This is a genomic window from Mesorhizobium sp. M1B.F.Ca.ET.045.04.1.1 (assembly GCF_003952465.1).
Taxonomy (GTDB): Bacteria; Pseudomonadota; Alphaproteobacteria; order Rhizobiales; family Rhizobiaceae; genus Mesorhizobium; species Mesorhizobium shonense.
This window is the reverse complement of sequence record NZ_CP034448.1, coordinates 628508-647562: the sequence shown is the minus strand read 5'-3', so window position 1 is coordinate 647562 and position 19055 is coordinate 628508. Positions and strand designations below refer to the sequence as shown.

The 19055-nt window shown below is 62.4% G+C and carries 13 protein-coding genes and 1 tRNA gene; 3 read left to right on the top strand and 11 right to left on the bottom strand.

All coding sequences use genetic code 11. The features are described from left to right. Window positions 1-17: 17 nt before the first annotated feature. From EJ071_RS03020 to iolE, 5 genes are read right to left on the bottom strand one after another with little or no spacing between them, the layout of a single operon-like run. Window positions 18-836, bottom strand: a complete 819-nt coding sequence (locus tag EJ071_RS03020) for a carbohydrate ABC transporter permease (RefSeq protein WP_126096760.1) — start codon at window positions 834-836, stop codon at window positions 18-20. Then, complete coding sequence (locus EJ071_RS03015; protein WP_126096759.1) at window positions 833-1738, bottom strand: sugar ABC transporter permease; 906 nt, start codon at window positions 1736-1738, stop codon at window positions 833-835. The genes EJ071_RS03020 and EJ071_RS03015 overlap by 4 nt, the downstream gene beginning before the upstream one ends. Then, window positions 1738-3051, bottom strand: coding sequence for an extracellular solute-binding protein (locus EJ071_RS03010; RefSeq protein ID WP_126096758.1), 1314 nt, complete (start codon window positions 3049-3051; stop codon window positions 1738-1740). Before EJ071_RS03010 ends, EJ071_RS03015 begins: the two co-directional genes overlap by 1 nt. Further along, window positions 3048-4145 carry an ABC transporter ATP-binding protein gene (locus tag EJ071_RS03005; protein ID WP_126096757.1) on the bottom strand — a complete coding sequence of 366 codons (1098 nt, stop codon included), beginning with the start codon at window positions 4143-4145 and terminating at the stop codon, window positions 3048-3050. The genes EJ071_RS03010 and EJ071_RS03005 overlap by 4 nt, the downstream gene beginning before the upstream one ends. Continuing rightward, complete coding sequence (gene iolE, locus EJ071_RS03000) at window positions 4142-5086, bottom strand: myo-inosose-2 dehydratase (protein WP_126096756.1); 945 nt, start codon at window positions 5084-5086, stop codon at window positions 4142-4144. Before iolE ends, EJ071_RS03005 begins: the two co-directional genes overlap by 4 nt. Before the next feature lie 525 nt (window positions 5087-5611). Here iolE and EJ071_RS02990 point away from each other — a divergent pair. Beyond that, window positions 5612-7150 carry a PLP-dependent aminotransferase family protein gene (locus tag EJ071_RS02990; protein WP_126096755.1) on the top strand — a complete coding sequence of 513 codons (1539 nt, stop codon included), beginning with the start codon at window positions 5612-5614 and terminating at the stop codon, window positions 7148-7150. Here the strand turns inward: EJ071_RS02990 and EJ071_RS02985 are convergent. From EJ071_RS02985 to EJ071_RS02965, 5 genes are all read right to left on the bottom strand, one after another. Further along, window positions 7101-7853 (bottom strand): hypothetical protein, encoded by a 753-nt coding sequence (locus EJ071_RS02985; protein WP_126096754.1) that lies wholly within the window; start codon window positions 7851-7853, stop codon window positions 7101-7103. The genes EJ071_RS02990 and EJ071_RS02985 overlap by 50 nt on opposite strands. Then, window positions 7853-10453, bottom strand: coding sequence for an N-6 DNA methylase (locus EJ071_RS02980; protein WP_126096753.1), 2601 nt, complete (start codon window positions 10451-10453; stop codon window positions 7853-7855). Before EJ071_RS02980 ends, EJ071_RS02985 begins: the two co-directional genes overlap by 1 nt. Window positions 10454-10465: 12 nt before the next feature. Then, on the bottom strand, window positions 10466-13003 hold the full coding sequence (locus EJ071_RS02975; protein WP_189521402.1) for a DEAD/DEAH box helicase family protein: 2538 nt from the start codon (window positions 13001-13003) through the stop codon (window positions 10466-10468). Between the two features lie 116 nt (window positions 13004-13119). After that, window positions 13120-13196, bottom strand: a tRNA-Arg gene (locus EJ071_RS02970). Window positions 13197-13371: 175 nt separating this feature from the next. Next, entirely contained in the window at window positions 13372-14286 is a 915-nt protein-coding gene (locus EJ071_RS02965) for a DUF1003 domain-containing protein (protein ID WP_126096752.1), read from the bottom strand. A 566-nt stretch (window positions 14287-14852) separates the two neighbouring features. On the opposite strand from EJ071_RS02965, the gene EJ071_RS02955 reads away from it, so the two are divergent. Next, window positions 14853-15302, top strand: coding sequence for a universal stress protein (locus EJ071_RS02955; protein WP_126096751.1), 450 nt, complete (start codon window positions 14853-14855; stop codon window positions 15300-15302). Window positions 15303-15555: 253 nt separating this feature from the next. Here EJ071_RS02955 and EJ071_RS02950 read toward each other — a convergent pair whose 3' ends face one another. After that, window positions 15556-16602, bottom strand: coding sequence for a D-alanyl-D-alanine carboxypeptidase family protein (locus EJ071_RS02950; protein ID WP_126096750.1), 1047 nt, complete (start codon window positions 16600-16602; stop codon window positions 15556-15558). 407 nt (window positions 16603-17009) lie between these two features. On the opposite strand from EJ071_RS02950, the gene EJ071_RS02940 reads away from it, so the two are divergent. Next, entirely contained in the window at window positions 17010-18818 is a 1809-nt protein-coding gene (locus EJ071_RS02940; RefSeq protein WP_126096749.1) for a methyl-accepting chemotaxis protein, read from the top strand. The last annotated feature ends 237 nt before the right edge of the window (window positions 18819-19055 follow it).

Sequence of the window (19055 nt, the reverse complement as noted above, 5' to 3'; positions counted from 1 at the left end):
GTTTTCGCCGGCGGCAGTCATTTGACTGCGCCCATGGTGAGCCCGCGCACCAGATGGCGCTGCACCAGGAGCGCGAAGAAAACGATCGGCAGCGCGCCGATGACGCCGGCCGCCGACATCGAGGCCCAGTCGGTGTCGATGCGGCCGATCAGCGTCGCGGTGCCGCGTGGCATGGTCATGGCGCGCGGCGTCGCCGTCAGTGCCAGCGCGAAGAGGAATTCGTTGAAGGTGACCAGCACCGCGAAAATGGCGGTCGCCGCGAGCCCCGGGGCGGCCAGCGGCAGGGTGATGCGGCGGAAGGCGCCGAAGCGCGAATCGCCGTCCACCATCGCGGCTTCCTCGAGATCGACGGGGATCTCGCGGAAGAAGCTCTCCATCATCCACACGCAGAAGGTGACGTTGAAGGCGGTGTAGGTGGCAATCAGGCCGAGCCAGCTGTCGAGCAGGCCGAGGCTCAGCATCAGCAGATAGACCGGGATCAGGATGACGACCGGCGGGATGATGCGCAGCGTCAGAAGGAACAGGCCGATCTTGCGCTCCGTGGCGAAAGGCAGGCGGAACCTGACGATCGCATAGGCGCCCATCGCGCCGACGACCAGCGCGATGGCGACGGAGAAGAAGGTCACCACCAGCGAGTTGGTCAGGTAGGAGCCGAACTGCTTTTCGGTGAACAGCCGGACGTAGTTGTCGAGCGTCGGCACGTGCGGGTAGAGCGTGCCTTCCTGCGTGATCTCGCGGTTGGACTTGAGCGAGGTGGAGACCAGCCAGTAGATCGGCAAAAGCACCACGGCCAGCACGAAGATCGTCGTCAGGATGCGCGCCAGACGGGTGCTCATGACGCATCCACCCTGCGCAGAAGCCTGATGGCGCTGAAGGCGAGCGCGAGCACCACGAGGCCGATGGTCACGAACAGCGCAGCCGCATAGCCGGTCTGTTGGAACTTGAACGCGGTGTCGTAACCGTAGATCGAAACTAGTCTGGTCGCCTCGCCCGGCCCGCCACGGGTCAGCACGAAGACCTGGTCGAACGTGCCGAAGGCATCGATGGTTCTGAGCACGATCGCCACCGCCAGCACCGGCCGCATCATCGGAAAGGTGAGATCGGCAAAGACCCGCCAGGCGCCGGCGCCGTCGACGCGCGCGGCCTCGAACGGCTCGTGCGGTAGCGACTGCAGCCCGGCGAGCAGGATCAGGAACATCAGCGGCGTCCATTCCCAGACGTCGAGCACGACAAGCCCGATGAAGGCGTTGAGCGGGTTGCCGAGGATCTGCGCCTCGCCGCCGCCGATCGCTTCCGAGAGCGCCGTCAGCATGCCGGCATCGCTGGCGTAGATCAGGCGGAAGACGATGGCGACCACGACCGGCGTGATCACCATCGGGATGATGAGCACTGTCCTGAGCAGGCGGATGCCCTGAAACTCCCGCAGGCAGAACAGCGCCAGCGCAAAGCCGAGCACGGCCTCGAAGGATACCGACAGCGCGACGAACTTCACCGTGACCCAGAGCGAATTCAGGAATTGTCCGTCGCTCCACAGATGCACATAGTTCTGGAATCCGACATCGCCGACCGGCGAGCCATAACGATAGGCTCTTGTGCTGGCGCGCAGCCCATCCCAGAGCGGATAGACGAGCACGCCGAGCACGATCATTAGGCCGGGCGCCAGCATGAGATAGGGGAGGGCGAGGTCGAGCCCCGCCCCCTGCAGGCGATATTTGCGAGCCTGCGTTACGCTTCGCATCAGTAGTAACCGGCCGTGGTCAGATAGTCCTTGACCTGCTTGGCGGCCGTGTCGAGCGCGGCGCCGCCGCCGGAGCCGGCCTGCAGCGCCTTGTTGAGCTCGATGCCGAGCAGTTCCTCCACCTTCGCCCAGTCCGGCGTGCGCGGCCTCGGCAGCGAGCCGGCGTCGAGCTGCTTGAGGGCGACCGGGATGAGCCGGTTGCCGGGCTTGGCGATGCCGAAGGCGCTGCGCTTGACGGGGATCGAGCCCGCTTCCGATAGCTTGGCCTGGGTTTCGGCGCTGACGTACCACTTCAGGAACTCGATCGAGTTCGCCTTGTTGGGCGCCGATTTCGGCACGCCTGCGATGAAGATGCCCATCTGGCCGATCGCCGACTGCTGCTTCGGCACGACGCCGAAATCGAGCTTGCCCGCCACCTTGGTCTGGGCGGGATCGTCGGCCTTCAAGGCGTTGCCGGAATACTGGATGATGGCGCCGGCGTCGCCGCCGAGGATCGCCGCGCCCTCCTGGTCGGAGTCGAACTCGACCACGCCGCTCGGCGCGTTCTGCTTCATCGTGCCGACGAAGAAATCGGCCGATGCCTTGCCTTCCGCCGAATTGAAGATCGGGTTCCACTTGTCGTCGAAGAAGGAGCCGCCGAACGACAGGAAGATCGGATACCAGCTGGTGACGATCGGATTGCCCGTAACGCCGCGGAATACGACCGGATACTTGATCTTGCCGGCGGCGACGCCTTCCTTGCCCTTGGCGATCACCTCGTCCCAGGTCTTGGGCGCGCCGTCGGTGAAGACGTCGTTGCGGTAGGTCAGCGTCTGCAGGTCGCCGACGAAGGGCACGCAGATCAGCGTCGGCTTGGTATTCTCGAAGCCCTTGACGCGCGGCCCCTTCTGCGGCGGCCAGTAGCCCATGTCGATCATCGAGCCGATCCAGTCCTTGTCGGCGCCGTCGATGCCGCCGGCGCCGAGATCCTCGAGCACGTTGGCGGCGCCGAACTGCGGCACCCATGGATCATCGAGCAGATAGAGGTCGTATTGTCCGGCGCCGCTCTGGGCGTCGGCGAACCACTTCTCCAGCGTCACGCCATATTCATCCTCGAGGAACTCGATGTCGAAGCCCTGCTCCTTGGCGAGCGGGATGATCTTCTGCTTGAACGGCGTCAGCCCGCCATCGGCGAAGGCGCCGATGATGACCTTCTTGCCTGCTGCCCTAGCCGGCATCGGCAAGCCGAGCGTGGTGAGGGCCGTGGTGGCTAAAGCCAGCCCGAGCCCTCCCTTGATGACGGAGCGGCGAGTAAGTCTGCTGGAATGCATCATTTCTCTCTCCCATTGCTGTTGACCCTGTGGACGGCGGTGAGGCCGGCCACATTGAAGAAACAGGCGTTCGCCGGGTCGAAGGCGACGCCGATGCTTTCGCCGACCGCGCCCCTGAAGTCGCGGCCGGCCCGTACCGAGACGTTGCCGCCTTCGAGGCGGACATTGACCAGCGTCTCGTTGCCCATCGGCTCGACGACGTAGATCTCGCCGGGCAGCGCGCCCGGCTCGCCCGGTTGGGCGACGCTGCAATCTTCCGGTCTGAGCCCGATCTCGACGATCTCCGCCAGGCGGCATGCGGTGAGCCGCGTTCGCTCCAGTGGAACGACCTTGCCGCCGGCGATCACGCCTTGCTCGCCAAGCGCAGCCGGCAGGATATTCATCGGCGGGTTGCCGACGAAGGTGGCGACGAAGCGGTTTGCCGGGCGGTCGTAGATGTCGATGGGCGGCGCCATCTGCTGCAGCTCGCCGCCATGCATGACGGCGACGAGGTCGGCCATCGTCAGGGCCTCGACCTGGTCGTGGGTTACGTAGATGGTGGTGGCGCTGAGGCGTTGGCAGAGCCGCTTGATCTCGCCGCGCATGGTGAGCCGCAGCCGCGCGTCGAGATTGGAGAGCGGCTCGTCCATGAGGAAGGCCGCCGGGTCGCGCACGATGGCGCGTGCCAGCGCCACGCGCTGGCGCTGCCCGCCGGAGAGCTGCCGTGGCCGGCGGTCGAGCAGATGGCCGATTTCGAGGATGGCGGCGACCTCGCCGATCTTGGCCTTTCGCCCGGCTTCGGGCGTGCCGCGGATCCACAGCGGATAGCCGATGTTCTCGGCGACCGTCATCTGCGGGTAGAGCGCGTAGCTCTGGAAGACCATGGCGATATCGCGGTCGCGCGGCTGCAGCCGGGTGACGTCGCGCTCGCCGATGAAGACCTTGCCGGCGGTCGGCATGTCGAGCCCGGCCAGGAGGCGCAGCGCCGTCGTCTTGCCGCAGCCCGACGGGCCGAGCAGGGCGAGGAATTTGTGGTCCGGCACGGCGAGGTCGAGCGATCGCAGCACGTTGAGCGCGCCGAAATTCTTGACCACGCTTTTGAACAGGACCGAGCTCATCGCCCTCCCCGCCGCTCCCCGCTTGTTCCCAAGCCCTTCCGCTCGTCGACCGTGAACCCGGCCTTGCGGGCGAGGTCGCGCAGGTTGCGGTAGCCCATTGTAGCATAGGTCAGCGGATGCGCCTTGGCCGGGTCCTGCTCGGCCTCCACCACCAGCCAGCCGGAATAGCCTTTGTCGGCCAGGATTTTCAGCAGCGTCGGATAGTCGATCGCGCCGTCGCCGGGCACGGTGAAGATGCCTTCCATCACCGCGCCCATGAAGCTCATGTCGGCGTCGCGCGCCTTCTCGAGCACTGCGGGGCGCACATCCTTGCAATGCACATGGACGACGCGGTTCACATGCCGGCGCAGCAATTGCTCCGGATCGCCGCCGGAGAAGGCGCAATGGCCGGTGTCGTAGAGCAGCCCGACCGCCTTGCCGGTGACGTTCATCAATATGTCGATCTCGGCGTCGGTCTCGACGATCGTGCCCATATGGTGGTGGAAGGCCATGCCGACGCCGAAATCGGAAAATCGCTCCGCCAGCCGCGTGATCTTGGCGCCGTAGGGCTGCCATTCCTCCATGGAAAGCTTCGGCCGCTTCGAGATCGGGTCGTGGATCGCGCCATGGCGTCCGCGCGAGGTGTCGGCATAGACGACATGCTTCGCGCCGAGCTCCTTGAGCAGCGTCAGGTGCGGGCGGATCGCCTCGAGCTCCTCCTCCACCTCCCGCTCGCAGATGCGGCCGTCATACCAGCCGGAGACCAGTGCCAGCCCGTAATGGTCGAGGATGGGGCCGAGCGTGCGGCTCTCGCGCGGGAACTTGCCGCCGAGCTCGGTGCCCGCATAGCCCGCTTCCGCGGTTTCGCCGAGGCAAGTCTCGAGCGGCGTGTCGCCGCCCAGTTCCGGCACGTCGTCGTTGGTCCAGGTGATCGGATTGATGCCAAGTCGAACCGTGGTCATCGCTCGCTTTCCGCCCGCGGCCGAAGGCTGCGGGGTGTGAGTTTCGGGAGGGAAATGGCTGCGGGTTCTTGAGGGCGGGACGATTGCATTGCCCCGCCGCTCTTGCTTGGCAAGACGCCCTCCCAGTTGCCTTGCCTCGACGTCTTACCCCAACGTCAGTGAGAGAAGTCTACGCCGCTCTGTCTCCATCGCGAGGTCCAGTTTTCCGGAAAATGAAGGAACCAGTTGTGTCGGCCGGCGTCTGTGGCAGGATGGGGGAGGATGGAAAATCTGGAAATCATTAATCGTCGGCGCGAGGCGCCCCCCTCTGTCCTGCCGGACATCTCCCCCTCAAGGGGGGAGATTGGACGTCGCGTCGGCTTTCGCCAATCGCCACCATTGCAGGGAGCAGCGAGGCCCCGAAGCTGCCAATCTCCCCCCTTGAGGGGGAGATGTCCGGCAGGACAGAGAGGGGGGCGAAGGAACTCGACCTGCAAAGCCGGCGCGCCCAACACGCGATCGTCGTGCCATGGCGCGAGGTGAAAAATGCGCCTCCACCCCAAACCCCAGGCCTTCCCCCTCGACATGCTGGCGGTGAACCGCGCCGGCCCCGAGCACCTCTCCCGCCAGCTCTATCATGGCCTCGTCGCCATCATCCGCAGCCGCGCGCTGGCCCCGGGCTCGGAGCTGCCTTCGACGCGGGCTTTGGCCGCCGAGCTCGGCCTTGGCCGCAACACCATCGTCTCGGCCTACGACCAGCTCGTCACCGAAGGCTATCTCGCCAACCGCCGGGGCGCGCGCCCGGTGATCGTCGACCTGCCGGACGGCCCGCGCGAGACGCCGGCCGAGGAACCGCCCGTGCCGCTGCGTTCGCCCTCGCGGCGCGGCGAGGAGCTGCTCAGCCAGCCCTGCCACCACGGCCGACCGGGGCACGTCGCCTTCCACCCCGGCATGCCGGATGCGTCGAGCTTCCCATTCGGCGTCTGGGGCCGTCTGGTCGCGCGCCGCGCCAGCCACGGCGGCGAGACGCTGTTCGGCACCTATGACGTCACCGGCCATCCGGCGCTGAAGGAGGCGATCGCCGGCTATCTGTTCTCCGCGCGCGGCGTGCGCTGCCGGCCGGAGCAGATCGTCGTCACCACCGGCGCGCAGGCCGCCTTCGATCTTCTCGCCCGCCTGCTGCTCGACCCCGGCGACACGGTGTGGATGGAGGAGCCCGGCTATTACGGCGCCAAGGCCGCCTTCACCGTGGCCGGCGCAAGAATCCTGCCCATCCCGGTCGACCAGGAGCGCGGCTGGCGCCTCGACGCGCCGGCGCCTTCGCCCCGCCTCATCTATGTCACGCCGGCCTGCCAGCATCCGCTCGGCATCACCATGCGCATGGAGGAGCGGCTGCGCCTGCTCGACATCGCCGAGTCCGCGAATGCCTGGGTGATCGAGGACGATTTCGACGGCGAATACCGTTTTCAGGGGCGCCCCGTGCCGGCGATCCAGAGCATGGACCGCTCCGGCCGCGTCATCTATGTCGGCACCTTCGCCAAGCTCTTGTTCCCGGCGCTGCGCATCGGCTTCATGGTGCTTCCCGTCGAGCTCGCCGGCCGCATCGTCAACGCGCTCTCCACCACCGGCCAGTTCGCGCCGCTGCTCTTACAGGCCGCGCTCGCCGATTTCATCACCGAAGGCCACATGAGCCGGCACCTGAAGCGCATGCGCCGCATCTACGCCCAGCGCCGCCAGCTGTTCCGCGAGATCGTGACCGAGCGCCTGCGCGACGAGATCACGCTCTCCCCCACTGAAGCCGGCATCCAGGTGGTGGGCTATCTGAGGGAAGGCATCGACGACATCAAGGTCAGCCAGGCCGCGGCGAAGAGGGCGATCAACGTCTCGCCGCTGTCGAAATATTTCCAGAACACGGCGCCGACCCAGGGGCTGGTGCTGGGCTATGCGGCCTGCGATGCGGCGCAGACGCGGGACGGGGTGGAGAGGCTGGCGGCGGCGATTAGGGAGACGCTGGGAAAACAGGCCATAGACGAAGTCACGCCGCCGCTTCCACGGCTTCTTCGGCGGGAGGATAGAGGGTGGTGATCGCGTCGTGCAGCTCCTTCACGGCGTCATGGAAAGGCTCGTTGCTGAGCGCATCGGTATCGAAGGTCTGACAGAATGCAATGTCGGCAACCGACATGTAATTCTTGTGCACGAAGTTCGCCGTGATTTGGTCTTCGACCACCGTATATTCGCGCGCCTCGGGATCCGCGCTCTCTCGCAGAAAGCGCAGGTAGAGTTCGTGGATCACAGGTTCCATCTGCTTTTCGATGTTCCGCACCTCTTTCATCATCTCGGTGATTTCCTGATCAATCGCCGCTTGATCGTTGAAGAACACCGTGCCGGTCGGGTGAGCAATCTTGTTCCGCCGCCTGACAAATTTAGCGAATTCACCCACCTGCTGGTTGTTGCACCCTGTCAGCTTTAGGAAGCGGAAAATCTGGGACTCCTTCAGCTTGTCGTAAAACCTGAAAGGACTATCACTGTCCAGCAGATTGCTTTCGTCCTCGGAGCGGAAGCCGATCATTGCCATGGCGAACTGCTCTGGGCGGGCGAGCTTGATTTGCCAGATCGAGAAGCTGACGAAGCTCATATAGAGTAGATGAAATGCAAGACTCGCGAACTCATAGCGTGCGGCCTCGTAGTTGGTTCTGAAGGCCGACCAGAGGAACTCGAGGTAAGTCTGCTCATTCGCGTTCGCAAAGGATTGCGGAAGGTATTCACCGAGTTCTAATGCCTCGTCCATTAGGCAGCCTCCGCGCCTTGAACGGCTTCACCCCAGACGTTGGCGACGGTAGCTTCTATCTTTCTCTTGAAGCGTGCTATCAGGTCACGATTGGCGTCAACGATGGTTTGTTCAGCTTCGATCTCGGCGGCGACAGCTAGTTGCGTGTCAAGGTTTGGTAGCGGAACCGAGAGTTCCGATAGTATTCCTTGCGAGAGGTTGCGAATGTTGGCGCCTTGACCGACGGACTTCATCCGCTTCGCAAAAACAGGCGTCTTGAAAATGTGAGCAAGATAACGCGGTTGAACACGACTCTGGTCGAAACGTGCCCGGATCGTAAACCCCGAGAAAGAAGCTCGACCAATCCCCTCCGGGACCATCATCGAACGCCCTACTAGGTCCACGTTGCCGTTTGAGCGAACGAAAAGGATGTCACCGGGTTGCAGCAGATAATCCTCCCCGATAGGCGTCTCCAACGCCACTGAAGACAGGCTGTCAATTGGCACCAACCAATTGGCCTGAAAATCACCCACGCCCACAATCCGCATTGGTTTGCCTACGTCACTGCGCGTGAAATTAAGGCCGTTCTTGAATTCCGCTATTTCTCCCAAAGAAACAATGGGCCAGTCAGGATCAATAGGGATGTGAGGACGGTAGTTGTCGACGACAGCACGAGCGCCGTCTATGACGCGCTGATAACTATCGACCTCCGCTACAATCTCCTTCTGTAGTTCCAACGGGGGTAGCGGGATTTCGAGCTCACAGAACTTGGCCTTTGATACTTCCGCGAACGTGCCACCGGTAGCCCAGCTTTGCATTGTAGGTACAAGGCGCGTTACGGCGAGGGCCACGTATTCTGGGATTGCTCGTGTTTCGTCGGCTATAACGATGTTCTTGAAACCCTGATTGGTTGCCAGCGGTACTCGGTTGATCGCAATTCGCCCGATGGTCGCTCGCGACGAAATCAAAACAGAGTTGGGGGGCAGAAGTTTAGCCGACGATTCTTTCAGTCCGCGCTCGGTGATCGTTCGAGCTGTCGAGGTGATTTCAGTAATGAAGTCGTCTTGCGGGAGATCCACCAAGGTCACCCAAGCGACCCCCCCATTCCAGTACTCATGAACGTCGGATTTTGGCGTTCCGCCGCTTTCGACACGAAAGACGGTTTCGTCTCCCAACGAAATCATCGGATGCGTTGATCGACTCTCATCCCGCTGGACATAGCGTTCCGCGCTTAGGGTGATGGAGCCGTCCGCAAGAACATCATTCCGGGTCACGGCAAAGCCAAGCGAAGAGTCCAGCACCTCGCCAACGCCGGTCCTTGCAGCGGCCAACCATGCCGAAAGCTGTTGTTTCACCTGCGGCAGTTGCGTCCCTTTGATTGCCTTGCGCTGAGCGCCAAGAGCGAAGCCGTCATTCCCGACCTTGAAAAAGGCGATGTGCTGGCTCATCCTCGCGACCGTCCGATCGAGTATCAGGATCGAAGTCTTCACTCCCGAATAAGGATTGAACACACCGGCGGGCAACGAAATGACGGCAGCGAGAAAGTTGTCGACCAGCATTTTGCGCTGCGCCACATAGGCGCTCTGGCTCTGGAAGATGATCCCTTCAGGTACCACGATCGCTGCGCGGCCCTGCGACGTTAGATGTTCCGCGATATAGTCGACGAACAGAACTTCACTGCGCTTTGACTGGACCTGAAACCGCATGTGCGGCTTGATGCCGCCCTTCGGCGACATAAAAGGGGGATTGGCGAAGATGACATCGGCCATTTCGGTCCATTTATCTTCGCTGGTGAGGGTATCGTATTCTTCAACCTTCGGATCTGCGAAGCCGTGCAGATAGAGGTTCACGAGGCTGAGACGCACCATGTCAGGCGATATGTCATAGCCCTTGATATTGCGCGCCAGCCGCTCGCGATCTTCTGCCGTCAGCAAATCGCCAGGAAAACGCATCGGACTTTCAAGCGCCTGTTCCGCCGCGTCGGTTTCGTCGCCCTTGCCGTTACCGTTCACGACATGAGTCGAGTTCGCTTTCAAGATGTGCTTGTAAGCCGAAATCAGGAAGCCGGCCGTGCCGCATGCGGGATCAAGGATGACTTCGTTCTTCTTCGGATCGATGATCTCGACCGTGAAGTCGATGATGTGGCGCGGTGTGCGGAACTGGCCGGCGTCGCCTTGGCTACCTAACACGGATAGAAGATACTCGAAGGCGTCGCCCAGTTTCTCGCTGTGATCATAGCTGAAATGATCGATCTCCCGCAAAAAACTCCGGAGAGTCTCGGGATCGCGGTAAGGCAAATAGGCATTGCGGAAGATGGAGCGGAAGAGCGCCGGTAGGCGTTCATTCTCGACCATCTTGGTCAGCGCCTCGGAATAGGTGTTAAGCATGTCCTGACCGGACACGCCGGGTGCGACAAGCTTCGACCATCGATAGCGTTCGAAGTCGCCAGTAAAGAAACGTCGTTCGCCGCCCAGTTCCTCCGACTCAAGGTCCATGTCGTCCATGAACTTGTAGATGAGTGCGACCGTGATCTGTTCGACCTGGCTTTTCGGGTCCGGCACCTTGCCGACGAGAATGTCGCGGCACGTGTCGATGCGGCGTTTCGTTTCGCTATCGAGCATTTCAATCTTTCGTCAAAGGAAGGGATTCAAGGACACATAGTCCTTGATGTATTCGGGGATGCGCTTTCGCCATGCAGCCGGCACCTCTTTGAGGTCCCGTGTGGTGAAGGTAGGGTTCACGTTAAGGTCGCCTAAATGGCCCGCATCGATGAGAGCGCGAACCTTGGCATCGCGGATATACGCTTCAAAGAAGTAGCGCATCTGGGCGATGCGGTCGGCTTCCTCCGGCTTCTGATCCAGCAGAAATTTCTGGAACTCGTCGTTGATGAGTTCGGCCTTGCTCTTGAACTTCGGGATGTAACCGAAGGCTTTCTCGATCAACTCGCGTATCGTGATGCGACGGTCCACTCCAGCCGCATTGCGCAGTCGTTCGAGGTTGAAATATTCGTCCGGCTTGTCGAAGATCTCTTCGATGACGCGGCGGCTTGCAGCGTCCCAATTCCGCTGTTCGACCAGTTGTTTAAGCTTTGTATCGGACCGGGCAATCTGCTCGAATTTCTGGAACAGCTCGCGGTCAACGCGCATACCCTCTGGGCCAATCTGCTGTTCGACGTGGTAGACGACCTGATCGGGCTCCAAGAACTCATACGTGTTCGCCGTCCCAGTTGTGCCACGAAGCTCTCCGCCTGTCGGCAAGGGCATTGCCGCTGGCGTCGGCAAGGCGAGTTCCTCATCGTACTGAAATTTTTCCTCGAAGTATTCGCAGTTGGCGAAGAAATCGAACAGGCGGAATACGGTCTTCTTGATCGTCCCAATCGCCGCCTTCCGGGCGGGATCAAACATCTCGTCGGCATAATCATGCTGGCGTGTGCCTCGGCCCTTCATCTGGACGAAATCGGATGGTGAAAAGATCGGCCGCATGAGCGCCAGATTGAGGAGATCTGGGCAGTCATAACCGGTCGTCATCATACCTACAGTCACACAGACACGCGTCCGGCTCGTTCTATAATCCGGCATGAATTTGCTGTGACCGCCGAGATTGTTGTTGGCAAAATTAACCGTCATCCTTTGGGCATCGGCGACATGGCTCGTGACCTGCATCGCGAAATCGGACTTGTAGCGACCGGGCCAAAGCTGATCGGCTAGTTCGTTCAAGATCTGAGTGATCTTCGCTGCATGGTTCTGGCTGACCGCGAAAGCGATCGTCTTCCCGAATTCGCCCGACACCGGATCGCGAAGGCCGTGCTTCAGCAATGTCTGACAGAACGCCTGATTGGTTGCCTCAGCAAAAAATCGCTTTTCGAAGTCACGACCGGCAAAGGCCTCTTGGGTCTCGTCGCCATTCTCATCGATCGTGTCGACGATGAAGCCCTCGTCGGAAAGTAGCTGCGTCGTTACCCCAGTGCGGGCATCGACTACATAGGGATTGATGAGGAAGCCGTCGCGTACGCCGTCCACAAGAGAGTAGCGGAACGTAGGTTCGCCGGACTCGCAGCCGAATGTCCTATACGTGTCGAGCATCATGCGCCGTTCGGCTTCGCGAGGATCGCGAGGCGAAGTCCGATTTTTCGACTGCTTCAGATAGTCCTTCGGCGTAGCTGTAAGGCCGAGCTTGTATCCAACGAAATATTCGAAGACCGCGCGAGCATTGCCGCCGATCGAGCGGTGCGCTTCGTCCGAGATGACGAGATCGAAATCAGTCGGAGCGAAGAAACGGCGGTATTTGTCGTTAAACAAAAGGGACTGGACCGTCGTGACGACAATGTCTGCCTTGCGCCAGTCGTCGCGCTGCTCTTTGTAAATCACCGAGGTGAAGTCATTCCTCAGGAGTTCCTTGAACGCCTTGTCGGCCTGGACCTCGAGTTCTAGCCGGTCAACAAGGAAAAGGACGCGCTTGGCGTTTCGCGTTTTCAGGAACAGCTTGATAACGGCTGCGGACGTGAGCGTCTTGCCGGTCCCGGTCGCCATCTCAAATACAAACCGCGTGGCGCCCTTGCCGACTTGCTCCTGAACACGCTCCACCGCGCGCTTCTGGTAGGCCCTCAAGAACCGCAGCTTGTTTTTTTCGACAAAGGCGGGTCGTTCGGCTTCACTCTTCCAGGCGGCCTCGTTGGCGTAACCTGGCATCTGCGTGAGCACAATGAAATCCAAACCGACTGCCTCGGCGGCAAGCCTGCCCGCATCCGGCTCAAACGAATAGTGGTTCTTGATCTCGTCAGGTCCAGGGAATTTGGAAATGACTGAGGGATTTCCTTGCTGCAAATCCCAAAGATAGTGAATGTTACCGTTGCTCAGGATCACGAAGCGAGCGTTCTGCGAACGAGCATATTTGCGAGCCTGCTCTTTAGCGGTAAGGGGGTTCTTCTCTTCCGATTTGGCTTCCAGAACGATTAACGGTTTGCCGTCTCGATCGAGCAGAAGGAAATCGATAAAGCCGTTCTTTGCTTTTTCAAAGTCCTCTCCCAAAGCGTCAATATCGGACGTCTTGAGTTTGACGTTCGGCTCAAGGACGATGTTTGCTCGACCGCTCTCATTATCGAAGAATCGCCACCCCGCTTCATCAAGAAGCCGGTTGATCTTGATTCTTGCAGTAGCCTCCTTGGTCGCCAACAGATTTCCCCCCACCAATCGGTCCCGAGTCGGCACCGTGTTGTGGCACACTGGTCAGGATGTTTCCAAGCCCCGACTTATGCGCTGGCGATGCACTGCGTGGAAAAGATCGAAACTGGCGCACCCGACAGGATTCGAACCTGTGACCTCTGCCTTCGGAGGGCAGCGCTCTATCCAGCTGAGCTACGGGTGCTTCCCGGGAAACCGGAAAACGAACCAGCCGGTGAGCCGGCCAGCCACGGCTTCTTAGCGGAAGCCGCCCCCGGCTTCAACGGGCAATTGGCGATTGTGCGGCGCTCCCCCTCTCCGTCTCGGCTCGAGCCACCTCTCCCCCACTTTGGGGGGCGAGGAACCGAAGCTCCTGCTCCTCACCCCTCCGCCTCGCTCTTCGCCACCCTGCGCCTCACCCCTCTTGCCGCCCGCTTCTGCTTCTTCGCGGTCAGCTCGTGCATCGCGTCGAGCTGCATCTGCTGCATTTCGGCCAGGCGCTGCCATTGGCGCGAGATGAGGTAGTCGAGCTTTTCGTGCAGGTGCCGCACTTCGAGTTCCGCCTTCAGGTTCACCCGGTAGTCGTTGAAGGAGCGCAGCCGGTCTTTGGCTTCCTGCCGCTTCTGGCTCATCATGATCACCGGCGCCTGGATGGCGGCGATGCAGGAGAGCATCAGGTTGAGCAGGATGAACGGGTAGGGGTCGAACGCCCCCACCGCGCCCTCGGCGAGGTTGATGCCGATCCAGATCAGAAGCACGGCCGCGAACGAGATCAGGAACCACCAGCTGCCGCCGAACTCGGCCATATTGTCGGAGACGCGGTCGGCGAAGGAGCGGTGCTCCTCGAACTCCTCTTCCGAGTTTTCCGAGATCGTGTCTTGTCTGGCGATCGATTCCACCACCTGGCGGTCGAGCTCGGAGAATTCGCCGTGCTCCTGCTGCAGCAATTCCTCCATGTAGCGCATGCGGTAGCGGGCGAGCTCGGCGCGGCTGACGCGAGCGCCGCGCGGCAGGTCCGGATGGTCGGCGCGGATGCGGTCGGCAAGGCTGGGCCTCAGATCGTCGATGCGCACCAGGTCGCGCTTGCGGAACTTTCTGCCGCTGATCGCCGATGGTTTTTTCTTGGGCTTGACCCTGCCGGGCACGTGCGGTTCCGAATCCGGCACTTCCGGCGCTTCGAGGATCTCGTCCGCCGCTTCGTGCTGGTCCTCCGCCACGGTGGCCGCCTCGAAATATTCGCCGCCGCTCTCGTTCTCGTCGTCGGCTTGCTTCTGCGCCTTGGGGTCGCCGGCCATGTTCGGTGCTCCTCTTTTCGGCTTTCCGATACGATACGCCAAGCCGGCGCGGCATATCCATGGTGAGGAGTGAATGCCGCATCTCTGTAAAGTTCTTGTGATTGGGCGCCGTGTGGAGGGCATTCCAGCTCAGGCTGGAGCTTTCTTGCCGATGCCTGCTACCCTTCAGCAAATCTGGAAAGGGTATTGGAGGGCAACAGCCAATCTCCAGGCTCGGCGCTGCCCCTCATCCGCCTGCCGGCACCTTCTCCCCGTATAGTGACGGGGAGAAGAAGGCTGGCCGCCACGTTGGCGCCCTTCCTGCAACGTCTGCGATTGGCGAAGCCGCAGGTGAGAGCGCCCCTCTCCCCGTTACTATACGGGGAGAGGATGCCGGCAGGCAGGTGAGGGGCGGCGCCATCCTCGAAAGCCTTGATCCCTGCCTCACTGGCGCGATATTCCCCGCCTGCTGGCATCATCCACCCCCTGTGGTCAGCACGCCCGGCAAACTACATCAAGCCTATGGCCTGACCGCAGGCTCCCGCCACCAGGGCGCGCATAGCTCCGAAAAAACAGGGATCGCCACCATGTACAAGCATATCCTGATCGCCACCGACGGTTCGGAGCTCGCCCAAAAGGGCGTCGCCCACGGCCTGGAACTGGCCAAGGGCCTCGGCGCCACGGTCGCCTTCGTCACCGTCTCCGAGCCGTTCCCGACGCTTGCCTGGGGCGGCGCCATGGCCGGCTACGTCGCCGCCGACGAGCTCACCAATTACCAGGAAAGCGCGCGCAAATATGCCCGCGAGGTGCTGGAGAAGTGCAAGGCCGAGGCCGATAAGCTCGGTATAAGCGCGAAGACCATGCACATCGAGAACAAGGCGCCCGCCGAGGCGATCCTCGACACCGCCCGCGCACAAGCCTGCGACTTGATCGTCATGGCCTCGCATGGCCGCAGAGGGTTCGGCCGGCTGGTGCTCGGCAGCCAGACGGCTGAGGTGGTGTCGCTGACCCAGATCCCGGTGCTGGTGGTTAGATAAACGATTGCTGGGGCGACGCCTCCTGTTGGTTAGTCATTCCAGGGCGGAGCGACGCGAAGCGTCGCGCAGACCCTGGAATCCATTCCGTTACGTTGGCCGAAGGATGCAGCGGAACAGAAAGGTCTGCACTGGCATTCGGTGTGAGGTCTGCACCGTGGCATCGCTCATAGGTCACGGAATGGATCCTAGGGTCTGCGCGCGTCGCTTCGCTCCTTGCTCCGCCCTAGGATGACGAGCTGACAAGGGCGCCGCTCTATTGCACCGGCAGCAGCGGCGAAGTAGGCGACGCCAAATCGGCCGACGGCAAATCGGACGCCGGCTGGCCCGGCAGCGGCGACGCAGGCGCGGCCGGCAGCGACGAACCTTGCGCCGCCACTCCCGGCGCCGCCAGACCCGGAAGCGCCGAAGCGGCCGGCTGCTGCCCGGCATACATCAGCCTTGGCTGTGCATCCGCCGTCATTGGCCCCAGACTGCGCTGGATCAGCGCCTCGACATGGTCGTTGCGCTGGCGCGCGCTTTGGGCGCCCATCACCACCACGATCAGATGCCTGCCGTCGGCATTGTAGGAGGTGACGATGTTGTAGCCGGAGGCGCGGATATAGCCGGTCTTGATGCCGTCGACGCCGCGCACCCGGCCGAGCATGTCGTTGTGGCCGCGCACCAGCCGGCCGCGGAACATGAAGTCGCTTTCGGAGAAATAGTGGAAATGCTGCGGGAAGCGATGCTCGAGCGCGATGCCCAGCACCGCCATGTCGCGCGCTGAAGTCACCTGGCCGCCGTCGGGCAGGCCGCAGGCGTTGCGGAAACTGGTGCTCGCCATGCCGAGCTGATGCGCCTTGGCGGTCATCATGGCGGCGAACTGGTCCTCGCTGCCGCCGCCGAGATATTCGCCCACCGCCACCGCCACGTCGTTCGCCGACTTCACCACCATGGCGCGGATGGCGGAATCGACGTCGATCGTCTCGCCGCGCCTGAAACGCAGCTTCGTCGGCGGCTGCGAGCCGGCGTGGTCGGAGACCGGGATCTGCGTCTCCTTGGTCACACGGCCGCTCTCCAGCGCCTCGAACAGCATGTAGAGCGTCATCATCTTGGTGAGCGAAGCCGGATAGCGCTGCGCCGTCGAGTTCACCTCGAACAAGGTCTTGCCGGTCGAGGCGTCGACCACGATCGCCGCATATTTCTGCGGCGCGGCCGGGACAGCGAGCACGCTTTCGGGGGGCGCTGCGGTGGTGCAGCCGGTGACAAGCACCAGCGAAAACACGGCGATCAGTTTCTGGAGGAGCGTAAGGAGACGGGACAAGAGTGTTCTAAAAACGGTTGCTGAGATGCGGCGAAGCTAACGTAACGCACCTGCCGCGTCCATTTGGTTAATGGGCGTAACAAGGCCTTTGCCCAGGTTTCGGAGGCTTGTACAGGCCCCTCTTCCTTCCGAGGCAGGCGCTGCCCCCCACCTGCCTGCCGGCATCCTCTCCCCGTATAGTGACGGGGAGAGGGCGCTGTCATCGATGATTTCGCCAATCTCAAACGTTGCAATAGGGAGCTGGCGTTGCGGCCGGCCCCCCTTCTCCCCGTCACTATACGGGGAGAAGTGCCCGGCAGGGCGATGAGGGGCAGCGCTGACGCTGTGCGATTGGCAATTCCCCCGCTTTGCCATCCCGACCCCCTTGCCGCTATGATGCAGACGGCTTGGATTTCGGGGGGAATGGCATGTCGGAAATCGCTACGGGCACGACCTCGCTCATGCGGGCATCGCTCAGCCGCACCGGCAAATGGGCGGGCAGCGTCGCTTTCCTCAGCGGCGCTGTGTCGGATGTGCTGAACCCGCTCGGGCCTTTTGCCGCCTATATCGCGCTGGTCGCGGCGGTCGCAGCCGCGATCATCGCGGTCGCCATGGTGCTGCGCCTGGTGCTTGCGGCGAAGGCCATGCCGGCGCTGATCTTCGCGACAAGCGCCGCCGCGATCGCCGGCGGCGTCTACGGCGTCCAGCAGGAGACCAACTCGCAGAACGGCGTCATCGCCGCGCTGGTGCCGGCGGTCGCGCAACTGCAGCAGTCGCTGGGCATCGTCTCCGAGAAGGTGGCGAAGATCGAAAAGACCGTCACCGAGACGCAGAAAACCGTCGAGGAAGTCAAGAAGTCGACCGACACCGTGGCGCAAAAGACCGACCAGATCGCCTCCGCCCAGCAGCAGCAGACCGCTCAGGGCGCCGAGACGCAGAAGACGGTCGAGACGGTCAAGCAGACGACCGACACTTTGGCCGCCGGCCAGAAGCAGCAGCAGGCTGAGGCGCAGAAGCTGCAGGCGACGACCGAACAGATCGCCGCCTCCATCGACACGATAGCCAAGGGCTTTGCCCAACTCGCCGCGCAGGGCGGGGCGATCGCCGATCCCAAGCGTCCAGACGAGTTTTATCACAACGCCCGTGTCTACGAGCTGGCCGGCGACATGCTCAATGCCCGCCGCGCCTATCTCGCCTTTGCCGGATTCGATGTCGACGCCATCGATCCCTACACGCGCTTCGCCACGCTGCTGAGAGTCCAGGACGGCAAGGCCGGCGCGCGCGAAGTCTTCGGCACGCTCGCCGAAAAGGCCAAGGCGCCGTCGATCAAACTCGTCCATCTCCTGCAGTTGGATGACGTCCAGCGGCTGGATAAGTTGAACGCCTTCATAGCGGCCAATCCGGATTATGCGCCGGCTTACTTCCTCGAGGCGCAGGAGTTTTCCGAAGATCGTCTCGGCAGCCAGACGCTGGCCGACAAACGCAGCGAAGCTGAGGCGCTGACCAAATTCGTTTCCTACGAAAAGGACGGCGGCCTGCTCAAATATTTCGTCGACCAGACCCAATTGGCCGACTGGCTCGACCGCAGCCGAACCCGGCTGGCGGCACTTGGCGACGTGCTCGACCCCTCGCGCTTCGTGCCGACGCTGACCCCGACGCGCTCCAACGGCGGCTGGTCGATGACGATTTCCCTGCCCGAGCCGGCCACCGCCATTTCCTGGCGGCTCGGCGACTCTGGCCCGTTCACCGACACCGGCCTGCTCGCGACCAACGACCAGCGCACCGGCAAGCCGATGCCCAATCCGAGCTTCGAGCTGCCGGACAGCACTGCGGCAACCAACATCGCGATCAAATATCTCGACATCAGGGGCCGCGAGACCGGCCCGTTCGCCATCCGCTTCGATCCGGATTCAGCGCTCCAGCAGGGCAACAAGCAGATCCTCGACCAGTTCTGGACGTCGTGGATCGCCTTCGACGCCGGCGGCAACCACGGCCTGGTCTATTTCACGCAGATGCTCTCCTTCCGCTGCGCCATCAGGCAAGTCCGTTACAGCCTGAACGGCACCGCGCTCGACAAAGAGATCAAGATGCCGCCTTGCGACGCCAAGGACCCGTACGCCATCCCCGCCGACTACCAGCCCTACTTCAAGGTGAAGGACGACGTGAAATCGATGGCGGTGCAGGTGACCTACACGGATGGCACGAAGTCGCCGGTGCGGGAGTATAAGCGGCAGTAGGGTGGCGGAGGCGTGTGGCGCGCCAGGGCCGCAGCATCACCTCCAACGTTGGCGCTGCCCCTCACCTGCCTGCCGGCATCCTCTCCCCGTATAGCGACGGGGAGAGGGGCGCTGTCGCCGCCGGTTTCGCCAACCGCCAACGCTGCAAGAAAGGCGCCGGCATCGCGGCCAGCCCCTTTCTCCCCGTCACTATACGGGGAGAAATGCCCGGCAGGGCAATGAGGGGCGGCGCCGGGG

Coding starts and splice junctions, on each gene's coding strand:
- EJ071_RS02985 (WP_126096754.1), bottom strand. CDS start 7,853: ATGGACGAGGCATTAGAACTCGGTGAATACCTTCCGCAATCCTTTGCG.
- EJ071_RS03015 (WP_126096759.1), bottom strand. CDS start 1,738: ATGCGAAGCGTAACGCAGGCTCGCAAATATCGCCTGCAGGGGGCGGGG.
- EJ071_RS02965 (WP_126096752.1), bottom strand. CDS start 14,286: ATGGCCGGCGACCCCAAGGCGCAGAAGCAAGCCGACGACGAGAACGAG.
- EJ071_RS02940 (WP_126096749.1), top strand. CDS start 17,010: ATGTCGGAAATCGCTACGGGCACGACCTCGCTCATGCGGGCATCGCTC.
- EJ071_RS03005 (WP_126096757.1), bottom strand. CDS start 4,145: ATGAGCTCGGTCCTGTTCAAAAGCGTGGTCAAGAATTTCGGCGCGCTC.
- EJ071_RS02990 (WP_126096755.1), top strand. CDS start 5,612: ATGCGCCTCCACCCCAAACCCCAGGCCTTCCCCCTCGACATGCTGGCG.
- EJ071_RS03020 (WP_126096760.1), bottom strand. CDS start 836: ATGAGCACCCGTCTGGCGCGCATCCTGACGACGATCTTCGTGCTGGCC.
- EJ071_RS02955 (WP_126096751.1), top strand. CDS start 14,853: ATGTACAAGCATATCCTGATCGCCACCGACGGTTCGGAGCTCGCCCAA.
- EJ071_RS02980 (WP_126096753.1), bottom strand. CDS start 10,453: ATGCTCGATAGCGAAACGAAACGCCGCATCGACACGTGCCGCGACATT.
- EJ071_RS03010 (WP_126096758.1), bottom strand. CDS start 3,051: ATGATGCATTCCAGCAGACTTACTCGCCGCTCCGTCATCAAGGGAGGG.
- iolE (WP_126096756.1), bottom strand. CDS start 5,086: ATGACCACGGTTCGACTTGGCATCAATCCGATCACCTGGACCAACGAC.